Origin of the sequence: Flavobacterium maritimum, assembly GCF_040049085.1 — a bacterium.
Taxonomy (GTDB): Bacteria; Bacteroidota; Bacteroidia; order Flavobacteriales; family Flavobacteriaceae; genus Flavobacterium; species Flavobacterium maritimum.
Genome location: NZ_JBDLZY010000001.1, coordinates 92,155 through 107,878, shown reverse-complemented (window position 1 = coordinate 107,878; position 15,724 = coordinate 92,155). Strand labels below are relative to the sequence as shown.

Annotated in this window: 12 protein-coding genes; 6 read left to right on the top strand and 6 right to left on the bottom strand. The window is 35.1% G+C overall.

Features of this window, described 5'->3' with window-relative positions; all coding sequences use genetic code 11:
* Positions 1–77: 77 nt before the first annotated feature.
* From ABEB23_RS00355 to hpt, 5 genes are all read right to left on the bottom strand, one after another.
* A complete protein-coding gene (locus ABEB23_RS00355; protein ID WP_348810403.1) occupies positions 78–2,240 on the bottom strand; it encodes a S46 family peptidase in 2,163 nt (720 codons plus the stop codon).
* Positions 2,241–2,498: 258 nt separating this feature from the next.
* Positions 2,499–3,500, bottom strand: a complete 1,002-nt coding sequence (obgE, locus tag ABEB23_RS00350) for a GTPase ObgE (protein ID WP_348810402.1) — start codon at positions 3,498–3,500, stop codon at positions 2,499–2,501.
* Between the two features lie 73 nt (positions 3,501–3,573).
* Positions 3,574–4,848 carry a hemolysin family protein gene (locus tag ABEB23_RS00345; RefSeq protein WP_348810401.1) on the bottom strand — a complete coding sequence of 425 codons (1,275 nt, stop codon included), beginning with the start codon at positions 4,846–4,848 and terminating at the stop codon, positions 3,574–3,576.
* 238 nt (positions 4,849–5,086) lie between these two features.
* A complete protein-coding gene (locus ABEB23_RS00340) occupies positions 5,087–5,659 on the bottom strand; it encodes an adenylate kinase (protein WP_348810400.1) in 573 nt (190 codons plus the stop codon).
* Between the two features lie 93 nt (positions 5,660–5,752).
* Positions 5,753–6,283: a hypoxanthine phosphoribosyltransferase gene (gene hpt, locus ABEB23_RS00335; RefSeq protein WP_348811115.1), complete on the bottom strand. Its 531-nt coding sequence runs from the start codon at positions 6,281–6,283 to the stop codon at positions 5,753–5,755.
* A 266-nt stretch (positions 6,284–6,549) separates the two neighbouring features.
* Here hpt and ABEB23_RS00330 point away from each other — a divergent pair, with 266 nt between their 5' ends.
* From ABEB23_RS00330 to ABEB23_RS00305, 6 genes are all read left to right on the top strand, one after another.
* Positions 6,550–8,202, top strand: a complete 1,653-nt coding sequence (locus tag ABEB23_RS00330) for a DUF1800 family protein (protein WP_348810399.1) — start codon at positions 6,550–6,552, stop codon at positions 8,200–8,202.
* Between the two features lie 37 nt (positions 8,203–8,239).
* Entirely contained in the window at positions 8,240–9,883 is a 1,644-nt protein-coding gene (locus tag ABEB23_RS00325; RefSeq protein WP_348810398.1) for a DUF1501 domain-containing protein, read from the top strand.
* A gap of 93 nt (positions 9,884–9,976) precedes the next feature.
* Complete coding sequence (locus tag ABEB23_RS00320) at positions 9,977–10,522, top strand: HEAT-like fold family protein (protein WP_348810397.1); 546 nt, start codon at positions 9,977–9,979, stop codon at positions 10,520–10,522.
* A 55-nt stretch (positions 10,523–10,577) separates the two neighbouring features.
* Positions 10,578–11,735, top strand: coding sequence for a 5-(carboxyamino)imidazole ribonucleotide synthase (locus ABEB23_RS00315; RefSeq protein WP_348810396.1), 1,158 nt, complete (start codon positions 10,578–10,580; stop codon positions 11,733–11,735).
* A 114-nt stretch (positions 11,736–11,849) separates the two neighbouring features.
* Positions 11,850–12,335 carry a 5-(carboxyamino)imidazole ribonucleotide mutase gene (gene purE, locus ABEB23_RS00310; RefSeq protein ID WP_348810395.1) on the top strand — a complete coding sequence of 162 codons (486 nt, stop codon included), beginning with the start codon at positions 11,850–11,852 and terminating at the stop codon, positions 12,333–12,335.
* Between the two features lie 307 nt (positions 12,336–12,642).
* Positions 12,643–14,670, top strand: coding sequence for a M3 family metallopeptidase (locus tag ABEB23_RS00305; protein ID WP_348810394.1), 2,028 nt, complete (start codon positions 12,643–12,645; stop codon positions 14,668–14,670).
* A 42-nt stretch (positions 14,671–14,712) separates the two neighbouring features.
* Here ABEB23_RS00305 and ABEB23_RS00300 read toward each other — a convergent pair whose 3' ends face one another.
* A complete protein-coding gene (locus ABEB23_RS00300) occupies positions 14,713–15,549 on the bottom strand; it encodes a UbiA prenyltransferase family protein (protein ID WP_348810393.1) in 837 nt (278 codons plus the stop codon).
* Positions 15,550–15,724 lie beyond the last annotated feature (175 nt).

The window sequence follows — 15,724 nt, the reverse complement described above, 5'->3', positions numbered from 1 at the left end:
TGCGTCTCCACTAAAAAGAAACCCCGTCTCATTTAATAACGAGACGGGGTTTTGGTTTTTAATAATGATATGCTATTTTACTTTAAAGATTGAGGATCTTTTACAATTGTCATTTCGTCAACAATATGTTTTGCTCCAGCATATTTATCGATAATCCAAAGTACATAACGAATATCCAAGTTGATTGTTCTTTGTAATTTTTTATCAAAAATAACATCACCTGCCATAGCTTCAATGTTACCGTCAAATGCAACGCCAATTAACTCTCCTTTTCCATTAAGAACTGGAGAACCAGAATTTCCTCCTGTAATATCATTATCGGTTAAGAAATTTATTGGCATATATCCTGCTTTGTCAGCATATTGTCCAAAGTCTTTTGCATTGTTTAGTTCTAATAAACGCACCGGTAAATCAAATTCCTGATCTCCTGCTTTATACTTTTTAACCATTCCGGTCATAGTGGTATAATTATTAGTTTTAGCGTCATTACGTTTATCAGCAGGCAAAGCGCGTACTTTTCCGTATGTTAATCTTAAAGTTGAATTAGCATCAGGATACTGGATTGCATTCATTTTTGACTCACGCAAACCTTCCACCATAACACGGAACGATTTGGCAAAATCATTGTCTAATTGTAATTGTTCTTCTGATTTAGCTCTTAATTTTGTACTCAAATCATTTGAAATAACATACAAAGGATCATTCACAATGTTTTCTGCTTTTGGCTCTTTCATGAATGCCAATACACTTTCTTTAGTAGCAAAAATACTTTTGGTAACAGCCTCATTTACAAAAGTTGTAAAATCACCTTTATTGGCCTCTTTCAGTTTTGCAACTTCTGGCGCAAGACCATATTCCGAAGCTTTTGAAGCATATAAATTCAATTGTGCCGTAAAGACATCTTTCTCTAGAGGAGCGTAAAAATCTCCGTAAAGATTCTCAATCATGCCACTTATTTTAGGAAGCATTTCTGCTCTTTTTGCTTCATTTTCTTTGTAGTATCCAATAAGCGCATTTCCTAAGTTAGCAGCACCAGCACCATAAGCGGTGGTACGCATCAATTGGGCAAGGTAATTGTCGTGACGAGATTTTAAATTCGTTTTCGTATAATAATCATTAATAGTTGCAATTACATTACCGTATTTTTCTTTGTTTTCGGCTTTATTTGCCCACACATTGAATTTAGTTTCCTGATCGGTTTTTGTTTTTGCTGTTCCAGCTTTGGTCAAAGCATCAATCATACCTTGACGGTTTTTCCAATAATTGGCCGTAGAAGCATATTTTGAAGCATATTGCAAATTAACCGTCGCATCCTTGTCCATATAGACCTTCATTCTATCCATTCCCATTTTTGCTCCTTCAACCCATGCAGGATAAGCAAACTTTACATTTTGCTCGATTCCGCTTGCCGGCATCCAACGATTAGTTCTTCCTGGATATCCCAAAATCATAGCAAAATCATTCTCTTTAACCCCTTTCAAACTTATAGGCAAGTGGTGCTTTGGTTGCAAAGGCACATTTTCTTTTGAATATTCAGCAGGATTCCCGTCTTTGTCAGCATATACTCTGAACATAGAAAAATCTCCTGTATGGCGAGGCCATTCCCAGTTGTCTGTGTCCCCTCCGAATTTTCCAACACTTTCTGGTGGTGTCCCCACTAAACGAACGTCTTTATAATCTTGGTAAACAAAATAGTAATATTCATTTCCTTGAAAGAAAGGGCGAACAGAAACAGTATATTTTCCTCCTTCATTATTCTCTTTTTCAATCAAAGCTATTTCTTGTTGAATTATTTTATTTCTTTCTGTTTCATCCATTTTATCATTTACTTTAGATAAAATTCTTTTAGAAACATCATCCATACGAACGAAGAAACGAACGTACAAAGATTTTGGTTTCATTTCGGCGCTTCTGTCTTTGGCCCAAAAACCATTTTTTAAATAATTTTGTTCTTCTGTAGAAAGTTCCGCAATGGCATTATAACCACAATGGTGATTAGTCAATACTAATCCTTCTTTTGAAACAATTTCTGCTGTACAACCACCGTTAAATTGTACGATAGCATCCTTCAAACTGTGGTGATTGATACTGTAAATTTCTTCGGCTGTCAATTGCAAGCCCATTTTCTCCATATCTCTATGGTTCAATCTTTCGATAAACATTAAGAACCACATACCCTCATCTGCTTTCACTGGGAAAGCCATCAGACACATGGTCAAGAATAATACAATTTTTTTCATACCTATTTGTTTTTTGTTTTTAAATATAATCTTGTCCATACTCGTTATTCTTTACGAATTTGAGTCATACCAACATCATATTTGAATAAGTTTTAAGTGATGCGAATATAAAGTATTTTCGCAATTCAACACATGATATTCACACAAAATCAAAAATAAGTTATTGATTATTAACTTAATTTTAGGAATTATGCAACGCAGCCAAAAAAAAGGCGCTCTATTAGTAGAACGCCTTTTCCCGTTAAATTCGTAAATTTATTAGTCATTCAACATTTTCCACAATTTGTCTTTCAATTCTGTAATACCTTGTTGGGCAACAGAAGAAATAAACATATACGGAATGTCTTTGAATTCTTTATCTAATTGCACTTTTAATTCCGCTTTCAGTTCATCATCGAGCATATCGCATTTTGAAATCACTAACAAGCGCTCTTTATCCAGCATTTCCGGATTGTATTTTGTCAATTCGTTAACCAAAATGTCATATTCTGCTTTTATGTCCGGCGAGTCCACAGGAACCAAAAACAATAAGGTCGAATTTCGTTCGATATGACGCAAGAAATAGTGTCCAAGACCTTTCCCTTCCGCTGCTCCTTCGATGATTCCCGGAATATCCGCAATCACAAAAGATTGAAAATCTCTATAGGCTACAATCCCAAGATTTGGTTTTAATGTCGTAAACGGATAATCTGCAATTTTTGGTTTAGCAGATGTCAGTACAGACAACAGGGTTGATTTTCCTGCATTTGGAAAACCTACTAATCCTACGTCGGCCAATACTTTCAATTCAAGAATCACATCCATCTCCACTCCTGGTAATCCCGGCTGAGAGTATCTTGGTGTTTGATTTGTTGAACTTCTAAAATGCCAGTTTCCTAAGCCACCTTTTCCACCGCGAGAAAGTATACGTTTCTCACCGTCCTCCGTTATTTCGAATAAAACTTCGCCAGTTTCCTTGTCTTTTACAACTGTTCCTAGTGGCACTTCAATGAATTTATCTTCTCCGTCAGCTCCTGTGCTTCTGTCTCCACCACCATCACCACCGTGACCTGCTTTGATATGACGAGCAAATTTCAAATGAAATAATGTCCAAAGTCCTTTGTTTCCTACTAGATAAACATGTCCTCCACGACCTCCATCACCACCATCTGGCCCACCTTTTTCAATAAATTTCTCTCTATGCAAATGCGTAGATCCTTTTCCTCCTTTTCCGGAAGAAACATAAATTTTTACATAATCTACAAAATTCCCCTCTGTCATTTTTCTAAGTATTCAGTTGCAGTCTCAGTTTTCAGTGCAAACTGCGACTGAAAACTGTGACTAAAAACTATTTTTATTTTTGCAATGATTTCACCATTACTTTATCAATCTTCACTCCGTCCATATCAATGACTTCCAGTTCAAACTTTTGCCAAATCAATTTTTCTCCTTGCTTAGGGATATGTGAAAGCTCTGTCATTATTAATCCACTTACTGTGGTTACTTCATAATCATTTATCAATTCGTCTAATTCGAAATAGGTCAAGAAGTCATGTAACGAATAATGTCCGTCTACTAACCAAGTACCGTCTTCTCTTTCAATTAATTGAAAATCATCTTTATAAAAGTCGGATGCATTACCAACCAGAGCTTCCAAAATATCGTTTAAGGTAATCACACCTTGGAAAACCCCATATTCATCTGAAACAAAGGCATAATGTATACCCGTTTTTTTAAACTCTTCTAACGCTTTATAGGCAGTAGTCTGCTCCATCATAAATGGGGCTTCGGTCATTATATCTGCCAAATTAAAGTTACCTTTTTCGAAATGGGCAAAAATATTTTTCAAATTAACAACCCCTACAATATCGTCATAATTTTTGCCAAACACAGGATAAATAGAATGCAATTCTTTGAGCATAAACTCCTTTACCTGTTCTTTATTGGAATGTACCGGTAAAAAAACAACTGATTTTCTATGGGTCATCAGCGAGTTAATTTTTCTGTCACCGATGTGAAAAACTCGTTCAACGATATCTTGTTCTATTTCCTGAACTTCCCCTACTTCTGTTCCTTCTTTGATAATTGCTTTTATTTCCTCTTCTGTTACTTTACCATCGGCAGTTGGCTTTATTTGCATAATATTTAATAAAAACTCTGTCGAAGTAGTCAGCAACCAAATAAAAGGAGCTGTTATAATTGACACAATTTTCATAGGTATCGCAACCGATTTGGCAATGGATTCGGGATGATTCAATCCAATTCTTTTCGGAAGTAATTCTCCTAAAACTAAAGAGAAGAAAGTTAAAATCACTACTACTATTCCAACTGCAATAGTTGCGGCATAAGGCCTTAATACAGCAAAACCGCTTATAAACAGTTCAACATCCGAAGTTATTTTGTCCCCGCTATAGATACCGGTAAGAATTCCGATAAGTGTAATTCCAATTTGAACAGTGGATAAAAACTTATTAGGTGAATTAGCCAAATCTAATGCAGCTTGAGCATTCTTATTCCCCTTTTTGGCAGCGGTTTCCAATCTATTTTTCCTTGCAGAAATCAATGCGATTTCTGACATTGAGAAAACCCCATTTAAGAGTATTAGAAAAAATATAATTGCTATTTCCAATTTTTAGTTTATTCGTTTGTATTATACGGTTAATCTTTTAACCGTTGATTCGCGGAATCGATTTGTTATTAAAGTTCAATCTTTTAGCCCAGATGGAAGTGGAAAGCCCCGAGTTAAAAAAACTAATTTTCCCTGACAGAAAAGAGCGACCGCCGGAAGCTCCTTTTATGGCTTGGGAAAATAGTTTTTTTAACGTCCCGATAGTTATCGGGATGCAACGCACAGCTGGAGATTGCTCCTACAAATTATCAATTACGTTGCTTACTCTTTCTGTAATTTCTGCGATAGAACCAATTCCGTTCACCGCATAAAATTTTCCTTGCCCTTTATAATAATCCATTAACGGAGCTGTTTTTTCATTATATTCCTGGTAACGATTTCTGATTTTATCTTCGTCTTGATCGTCGATTCTTCCGCTGGTTTTTCCTCTTTCCAATAATCTTGCAATCAAGATTTCATCATCAGCTTCTAGTGCAATTGTTCCGGCAACTTTTGAACCTATTGAAGCTAAAAAAGCGTCTAATGCTTCTGCTTGTGAAATGGTTCTTGGGTATCCGTCAAATAGAATCCCATTGGTATCCGGGTGTTTATTCACCTCATCAATAAGCATTTTCGTAGTCAATTCGTCTGGCACTAAATCCCCAGCATCCATGAAAACTCTGGCTTGCTTGCCTAAGTCGGTATCGTTTTTCAAATTATAACGAAAAACGTCTCCCGTTGAAATGTGTGTTAATTTGTATTTTTCTTTTAAAAACTCAGCTTGAGTTCCTTTTCCTGCCCCTGGTTTCCCAAATAAAACAATGTTAGTCATTTTTTTTAATTTAAAGATTCAAAGATTTAAAGCTGAATTGACTTTCTGTTTTTAAATCTCTAATTCCAATTTTGAATATATTAATTGCTGTTTTTATTCTTTTAACTGATATACTTCCGGAAGATTTCGCCCTAATCCATCATAGTCTAAACCATAGCCTACAATAAATTTATTTGGAATTCTGATTCCAACATAATCTATCTTTAGGTCTTTTTTATACGCTTCAGGTTTAAAAAACAAGGTAGCTATTTTGAAATGTTTTACATTTTGCTTTTTGAACAAATCTTTTAGTTCTGCCAAAGTGTTTCCTGTATCAACAATGTCCTCAATAACGATAACGGTACGCCCTGTTAAGTCCTGATTTAATCCTATTAATTGTTTCACTTCGTCTGTACTGGAAGTTCCCTCGTAGGATGCCATTTTTATAAAACTTAGTTCGCAAGGTTTTTTATATTGTTTCATGAAATCTGAAACAACCATGAAGGAACCATTCAAAACCCCCACAAATACTGGTGTTTCATCAGCAAAATCAGCTTCTATCTGACTCACCATTTTCGCAACGGCAAAATCAATTTCTTTAGCAGAAATAAATGGAACAAATTGTTTATCGTGAAGTTGTATCATCATTTTCCTGTTTAAAATACTGTGCAAAGATACAGAATTCGAATTTGACAATTGATAATTGAAAGTGAATTTGTAGGTAACAAATCAAACGAACTGATTATTCCAATCAAATTTAAAACAATTCCAGCATAGCAGAATTTAAATGTTTATACAATTTATCTAAAAACAAGTAGTTAAACGACTATTAAAATCCGTTTGTCGAAAAAAAATCGGGAAGAATTTATTTATTCCTAATTTTAAGAATAGGATATTGAAAATCGTAAACTATGGCTTCATTAAATCCAAATACCACAGTTTTAGGCACAAAAAATGCCAAACATTTGTTGCGACGAGCAACTTTTGTTTATAATAAAGCCTTGATCGCTCAATACGCTACACTAACTGCTAACCAAGCTTTGAATTTATTACTAGCCGATAATCCCCTTACTTTAAATTTACCATATGATCCATTACCAACCACTTCACCCGATGGTTTCTGGACTGAATCCACTAATCTAGCGACTTCATTTTTGGATCAAAATAGAAAAGCTTCCAATGTAGCCGGCTGGTGGTGGTATAATGCCATAAACAGTTCGACATTAAAATTCAAACTTTCCCATTTTCTTTCTACTCGTTTTACAGTTATTAGAGATACAGATGTATCAGGATCTGCTACTGAGTTTTACGATTACGTAAGGCTGCTTTTATTTTATTCTTATGGCAATTATAAAACCTTAGCCAAAAAGATGACTCTCAATAATTCTATGTTGTGTTTTTTAAATAACAGCTCTAACGTAAAAAATTCTCCGAACGAAAATTATGCCCGTGAGTTTTTAGAATTATTTACGATTGGTAAAGGACCACAAATTGCGGCGGGGAATTATACCAATTATACCGAATCAGATATTGTTCAAACAGCCAGAGTTTTGACAGGTTTTAAAAGAAAATATGAAAGATCAATAATTGATGCTGAAACCGGAATCCCAAAAGGATACAATCAATTTTCAGATCATAATACCAGTCCTAAAACATTCAGTAGTGCTTTCAACAATCAAATAATCACTTCTGCCTCTGATGCCGCTTCTATGGATACCGAATTAGACAATTTCATTGAAATGGTTTTTAACCAACAGGCAACGGCTAAAAATATTTGCAGAAAAATATATACCTATTTTGTAAAAAGCACTATTTCGACAGAAGTAGAAAATGACATCATAACTCCTCTAGCACAAGACCTTCACAATAACAACTATGAAATTGTTCCTATAATTAGAAAATTACTGGAAAGCCAACATTTTTATGATTTAGATGACAGTGATTCAGGCGATGAAACTATAGGAGGAATAATCAAATCACCTATTCAACAATTATCCGAAATATGCACTTTTTTGCAGGCAGCGATCCCAGATCCAAACTCTGACCCATTGAATTTTTACAATGTTTTCTGGTGGAACTTTGTCAACAACATTTTTTGCAGACTTTCAAATATGGTTTTATTTAATCCGGAAAATGTTGCCGGACACGCTGCCTATTATCAGGCACCTGATTTTGATAAAGCCTGGATTTCTTCCTCCACCTTGATTGCAAAATACCGACTAGGAGAATCCTTGCTTGATGGCGTAAACAGAATTTACGGCAATACTAACATTGCTGCTAAAATATCCATTTCAGAAGTATTAAAAAACAGTACCATTGTATCGAATCCTTCAGACCCATTTATATTAACTTCAGAATTATGTAATGCTTTATTCGCCCAGGAAACAGACAATGAGCGCATTAATTATTTCATGAATTCTTTTCTTTTACAAGACTTTACCAGTCCCTATTGGACAGACGCCTGGAATAGCTACATCAGAACCAACACTAACACGGTTGTTGAGTCCCGGTTAAAACTATTAATAACCAAAATATTAAGAGCCCCCGAATCCCAAATGTTTTAGTATTATTTCGAAAATTAATAACTAAACAATAAAAATCATGAGAAGAAGAAATTTTATCAAATTGACTTCTACAGCTAGTGCACTTTCATTATTGCCTACAGAGGTTTTTGCTCTTTTCAAATCGGTAGGTATGATAACCTGTCCAGATTCCAGTACAAAAAAAATAGTTTTGATTCAATTGGCTGGAGCGAATGATGGAATAAACACCATTGTACCCATCAATCAATACGATACTTATGCCAAATTACGGCCCAATATAAAACTCAGTAATGTCGGAATCTCAAATGGTATTATTAATTTGGATTCAACTTTGCCCTTAAACGATCAGGTAGGACTGCATCCTTCTCTGGTAAAATTCAAAAACCTATATGAAAATGGCTTCATGAGGATTATTCAGGGAGTTGGTTACCCTTCGCCAGATAAATCTCATTTTAAATCAACCGACTTATGGCTAACAGGCGGAGATGGAACCATAGCCAATAATAATTTTGACAGTGGATGGATAGGACGCTTTCTTGAGAATTATTATGCCAATTTTTTAAACGCTACCTTTCCATTGGGTATCCAACTGGGAAGTAGCGACAATTCACTAGGTTTTCATGGAGAAGTTGAACACGGTATGTCTTTAAATATAAATGGCCAAGATTTATCGGGATTTTATTCTGTTGTAAACGGTTTGGGAGGCGCGCCTCCAACAAACATTCCAAATTCAGAATATGGTTCTTTAATTCAATACATTATAAATAATGACACTTCGACAAATACCTATGCGCAAACCATATCGAATTCGTTTAATTCCGGTTCTAATAGTTTAACGTATCCAAACACCAGCTTATCCAATCAGTTGAAAACCGTTGCGCGCTTTATTTCAGGGGGACTTCAAACCAAAGTATATCTGGTTAAACTAAATGGATTTGACACTCATGATAAGCAAGTAGCAGCAAATGACACTACCCATTTAGGCAACCACGCTTCCCTATTAACTCAAATATCAGAAGCCATAAGCACCTTCATAACAGATTTGAATAATCAAAATATTGGGAATGACGTTATGGCAATAACCTTTTCAGAATTTGGAAGAAAAGCAGGAGAAAACGCGAATTTAGGTACTGATCATGGTGAAATCGCACCAATGTTCGTATTTGGGAACGCTATAAATCCAGGAATCTCTGGAACAAATGTTAATTTATCGGAAGCTGTTTCGACAAATAACTATCAGATCAAAACGGTTCAGCATGATTACAGGAGAGTTTTTAGTACCATACTTCAAGATTGGCTTGGAACCGGTAACGAGACATTAGACATGACTTTTTACAATAACAACACAAATACCGGATTTTCAAACAACAAAATAGCCAATTTAATAAAGCCTCAGAATGTGGTTAATTCTAGCTGTTACACTAACAAAATATTATCCATTGACGAGTTCCAAACCTCTTATGAAGTTGTAGTGTATCCAAATCCAACTTCTGAGATCATCTCTATTAATTCACCAAACAATAATGACATCTATACCGTTTCTATTTACTCAATGGACGGAAAATTTGTTGGCAAATATCGAAATCCTTTAACCAGTAATCAGTTTAGTATCAATGTTGAAAACCTGTCAACAGGATTTTATAATTTGAAAATTGAAACAACCAACGGTAATTTTTCTAAAAAAATAATTGTACGAAGATAAGGTTTGAATTGATCATTGACTAAAGCAGGAGGCTTTTACTTTTTTCTGTTGCAATCCCCCTATTATTTGTATTTTTAAATCAAAATTGAAAAAATGCTTTCTGAATTACACAATAAACTTGAATATGTAAGCGCTCACAGAGAAAATAGGCAAAAAATGACCAACGAAATCCTTTCCAGCCCCAATTTGCTCCCTGAATTAATCCAAATTTGTTTTCAAATCATAGATAAAGCATCCCCTAAGGCCTGTTGGATTCTAGAATTCGTATCCTATGAAAGACTAGAATGGCTGCAGCCTCATTTAGATTTCTTCTGTTCTAATATTGAAAAACTGAAACACGAGAGCGCCATTCGACCAATGGCTAAAGTGTGTCAGCTCCTTGTTACTTCACATCTAAAGAAAACCGAAATTCAACTAAATGATTTTCATATTCAAAAAATTACAGAAACCTGCTTCGACTGGTTAATTACTGACACCAAAGTCGCTTCAAAATGTTATTCAATCAGAACTTTATACCTTTTAGGACAACAAACTGATTGGATACATTCTGAATTGAAAATTATTTTAGAAAAAGACTACCCAACCCATTCCGCTGCCTATAAAGCCGTAGCAAGGGAAATTTTGAAGAAAATAAAATAGCATTTTCCTATTCGACCATTATAAAGTATCTTTGCGGGTAACAAACATCATCATAATGAATTATTTTTCTTCCGATTTTAAATTAGGAATTCTCGGCGGTGGACAGTTGGGCAAAATGCTCTTGTTTGACACGCGAAAATTTGACATTCAAACTTATGTTCTTGATCCAAGTGACGAGGCACCTTGTAAAATTGCCTGCAACCAATTCTTCAAAGGCGATTTGATGGATTTCGATACCGTTTATAATTTTGGAAAACAAGTAGACGTTTTGACTTTCGAAATTGAACTGGTTAATCTGGAAGCTTTGGTAAAACTGGAAGAAGAGGGATTAAAAGTATATCCTTCGCCAAAAACATTGAAACTGATTCAAAACAAAGGAATTCAGAAAGATTTCTACAGTAAAAATAATATTCCGACTGCCGATTTTAAGAGATTTGCCTCTTTAAAAGATTTAGTAATTGCCTTAGTCGATTCTAAACTACAATTGCCTTTCGTTTGGAAATGTACGGAGTTTGGATACGATGGAAATGGCGTAAAGGTCATTCGCCAGGTCTCTGATTTAGATAATCTTCCAAATGTGGAATGTATTGCCGAGACCATGATACCCTTTAAAAACGAACTGGCAGTTATCGTTTGTCGTACTCCATCAGGTGAAATAAAAACCTATCCTGTGGTAGAGATGGAATTTCATCCTGAAGCGAATCAGGTGGAATATGTAATTTGTCCGGCTCGAATTGATGACCATGTCGCTGAAAAAGCAAGAGCAATCGCCTTGGATGTTTCTGAAAAATTTAATCATGTGGGACTTTTGGCCGTCGAAATGTTTCAAACCGAAGAGGATGAAATAATCGTTAACGAAGTCGCTCCTCGCCCGCACAATTCCGGACATTATTCTATTGAAGCCAGTTATACTTCTCAATTTGAAAACCATTTACGTGCCATTCTTGATTTACCGTTGGGTAATACAGATAGTAAAGTAGCGGGAATTATGGTAAACTTAGTGGGATCAGAAGGTTTTTCGGGAGATGTAGTTTATGAAAATATCGAAAAAATATTAGGCTGGAACGGCGTAACTCCACATATTTACGGAAAGAGACAAACAAGACCTTTCAGAAAAATGGGACATGTCACTATTGTAAATGAAGACATCAAAGAAGCCAGAAGAATTGCTGAGGATGTAAAGAATACGATTAGAGTAATTTCAAATAATTAAAAAATTTAATGATTTAAAGATTGAAAGATTCTGTAATAAATTTTTTCAATCTTTAAATTTTTCACCCTAGCCTAAAAGGCGAACGGACGAAGTAATCTTTAAATACACAAATTAATGAGCAAAGTAGCCATAATAATGGGAAGCATATCTGACATGCCCGTAATGCAAGATGCGATAGACATCCTAAAAGGATTTGATATAGAAGTGGAAGTTGATATTGTATCAGCGCACAGAACACCTGAAAAACTTTTTGATTTTAGTAAAAATGCACACCATCGTGGTATTTCGGTTATTATAGCCGGAGCGGGAGGTGCAGCACATTTACCGGGAATGGTCGCTTCTATGTCACCATTACCTATAATTGGAGTTCCGGTTAAATCAAGCAATTCTATTGATGGCTGGGACAGTGTTTTATCCATTTTACAAATGCCTGGCGGTGTTCCTGTAGCCACAGTAGCTTTAAACGGAGCCAAAAATGCAGGAATTCTTGCCGCACAAATCATAGGAAGTCATGATAAATGTGTTTTAGATAAAATCATCTTATACAAAGAAGGCCTTAAAGAAGCTGTCAATGCCTCTTCAGAAAATTTGAAGAAATAAAAAAAGCTCCAAATTGGAGCTTTTCTAATAATAGGTTTCTAATTCCAGATTTTTTTCAAACTAGAATTCGGAGCATTTATGAACATAAATTGTTTTTGATTTGGGACAAAAAGGGCTGATTAAAAGCGTACTAATTTAATGTAATCATATATTTCTTCGACAAAAGTATATTAAAAATCGACAAAATACCGTTTTATAAAATTTATTGCGCTTTTTGTTAAAAAAAACATCGTGTTTGTAATTAAAAACTGATTATTTAACTCTTTAACCTAAAAACACTTAAGAGAAACCTTTAAAAAAATATCAAATGAGTATCTTAACACATCATTTCAATACAAAACACAATACCGCACCTTTCTCGAAAATCAGAAACGAAGATTTCCTTCCTGCTTTTAAGAAAGGGATCGAATTGGCAAAAGGCGAAATTGACGCTATCGTAAGAAATCCTATAAAACCGACGTTTGAAAATACCATTGAAGCATTGGCTTTTAGCGGAGACGTTTTAGACAGGATATCAAGTATCTTTTTTAATCTGAATTCAGCCGAAACCAATGATGAGATTCAAAAAATAGCTCAGGAAGTTTCTCCTTTATTATCAGAATTTGGAAATGACGTACGTCTTAACCCTGATTTATTCGCTCGTGTAAAAACGGTATACGAACAAAGAGAAAAGCTGAACCTAAATGCGGAGCAAACCACACTTTTAGATAAAAAATACAAAAGTTTTTCCAGAAACGGAGCTAATTTGCCGGAAGACAAAAAGAATCAGTTAAGAGAAATCGACAAAGAATTATCTAAATTGAGCTTGCAATTTGGCGAAAATGTTTTGGCAGAGACACATGCTTTCCAGTTACACCTAACGAATGAAAGTGATCTCGCCGGATTACCGGAAGGCACTGTTGAGGCCGCTCATTCATTGGCTAAAAGCCAGGAAAAAGAAGGTTGGATTTTCACTTTAGACTATCCTAGTTATGTTCCTTTTGTGACCTATGCCGACAATCGTGAATTACGCAAGAAAATGGCAATCGCTTTTGGTGCCAAAGGTTTTCAAAACAACGAATTTGACAATCAAGAAATTGTTCTTAAAATTGCCAAATTACGCTTTGACAGAGCACAAATTTTAGGGTATGCCACGCACGCACATTTTGTTCTTGAAGAAAGAATGGCCGAAAGTCCGGAGAAAGTAAAAACATTCTCTATGGATTTATTAGAAAAAGCCAAACCTGCCGCTTTAAAAGAATTTGCTCAATTAACCGCTTTCGCAAAAGAATTGCACGGACTTGAACAATTAGAAAAATGGGACGGCGCCTATTATTCTGAAAAACTCAAACAACAATTATTCAGTTTGGATGATGAGATTTTAAAACCGTATTTTCAATTAGAGAAAGTCTTGGACGGTGCTTTTGCTGTAGCGCAAAAATTATACGGAATCACTTTCGAAGAAACTTTTGAAGTGGACAAATACCATGAAGAAGTAAAAACATACGAAGTAAAAGATGAAGACGACCAATTAGTTGCTGTTTTTTATGCTGATTTCTTTCCGAGAAAAGGAAAACGTAACGGTGCCTGGATGACCTCTTTTAAATCACAATATGTAAAAAAAGGAATCAATGAAAGACCACATATTTCTATTGTGTGCAATTTCACCAAACCGACCGAAACAAAACCGTCATTACTGACTTTTAACGAAGTGACGACTTTATTTCATGAATTTGGCCATGCATTACACGGAATGTTAGCAGATACCACCTATCCAAGTTTATCAGGAACTTCTGTATACTGGGATTTTGTAGAACTTCCTAGCCAGATTCTAGAAAACTGGTGCTACGAACCGGAAGCTTTAGCATTGTTTGCATATCATTATCAAACAGGCGAAATGATTCCGATGGAATTGGTCCATAAAATAAAAGAAAGTGCTAGTTTCCAGGAAGGAATGGCTACGATGCGTCAATTGAGTTTTGGACTCCTAGATATGGGTTGGCACGCACAGGACCCATCCAATATCAAAGACATTAAAGCTTTTGAAACCGAACAATTTGCATCCACACAATTATATCCTGACGTAAAAGAGAATGCCATGAGCACTTCCTTTTCCCATATTTTCCAAGGTGGATACTCTTCTGGTTATTACAGTTATAAATGGGCCGAAGTTCTAGATGCCGATGCTTTTGAATATTTTCAGGAAAAAGGAATCTTTAATAAAGAAGTGGCAACCAAATTTAAGGAAAATGTTCTTTCTAAAGGAGGAACAGAACATCCGATGATTTTATACAAACGCTTCAGAGGACAAGAACCAAAACCGGATGCGCTTTTGAAAAGAGCAGGATTATTATAAATTTAGATAATTATAAACCGAAGTGAGAGCTTCGGTTTTTTTTTAAAAGCAAACTAAAAGCAACCACCAAACTATCGGAATACTTTCTGCCCAAAACGAAGTATAATATTTAGACCGTTTTTCATTGGCAAAAAGCAAAACCAAAGCGATTATAACGGCAATGACAAAAATCAGTAGTAATTGCACTTGCACCGATTGAAAATTGATATTGCCATTGATATTGCTGTTAAAAAATTCCAATCCGCAAAAAATCAGCAATAAAATATACCCCAACTGTTTCGTACGCTTCACTCCTATTTGTTGCGGTACGGTCTGTAAATGTGGATCATCATTTTTTAAATCAATAATTTCAAAAATAAGCACTAACACAAATATCAGTATAAATCGTTGGATGCATTTCAGATAAAAATCAGAGGTAATGGCTACTTCAGCATTCAAAACCGGAAGAACCACTGTTACGCCAACCCAACATAAAGCCACAATATAAATTTTAACGCCCGCCCAATTTCGAGCATTCTTCTTATTTGGAAAAAAAGGCAATGTATACAATAAAGTAATACTCAAAAAAGCAACTGAAACTGTTTGTGTTATTTTTTGCAGTTGGAAAAAATAATACCCTACCAGCAGAAGTGCACAAAAACTAAAGGCAATAATCACCTTCAATTCGGCGCGCATTTGCAGTTTTTTGGCTCTGGCCAAAGCATCGTATTTGACAAAATTATAACCGACAATCGTTCCAAAAAAAGCGAAGTTAGCTACCGACTCGTCAAAAGGAATATGAAACATATGTTGTGTCATTCGCACCAGAGCATAACAAGACAATCCCACGTGAATACTACCGTTAATATAAAAATTCAATATTTGTTTGAAAATTCTCATTAGACAAAATTAATCAATTACGAACAAATCAATCGTTTAGTTGAAAAATTGATAAAAAATGAACCATAAAATACCAATTAAATTATTAATAATACTTATTTTTGCACCACAAAAAACAACACTATTTATTTCTATATGAAATAGCCCCGTTTGACTAATACTCAAATGTAAACGA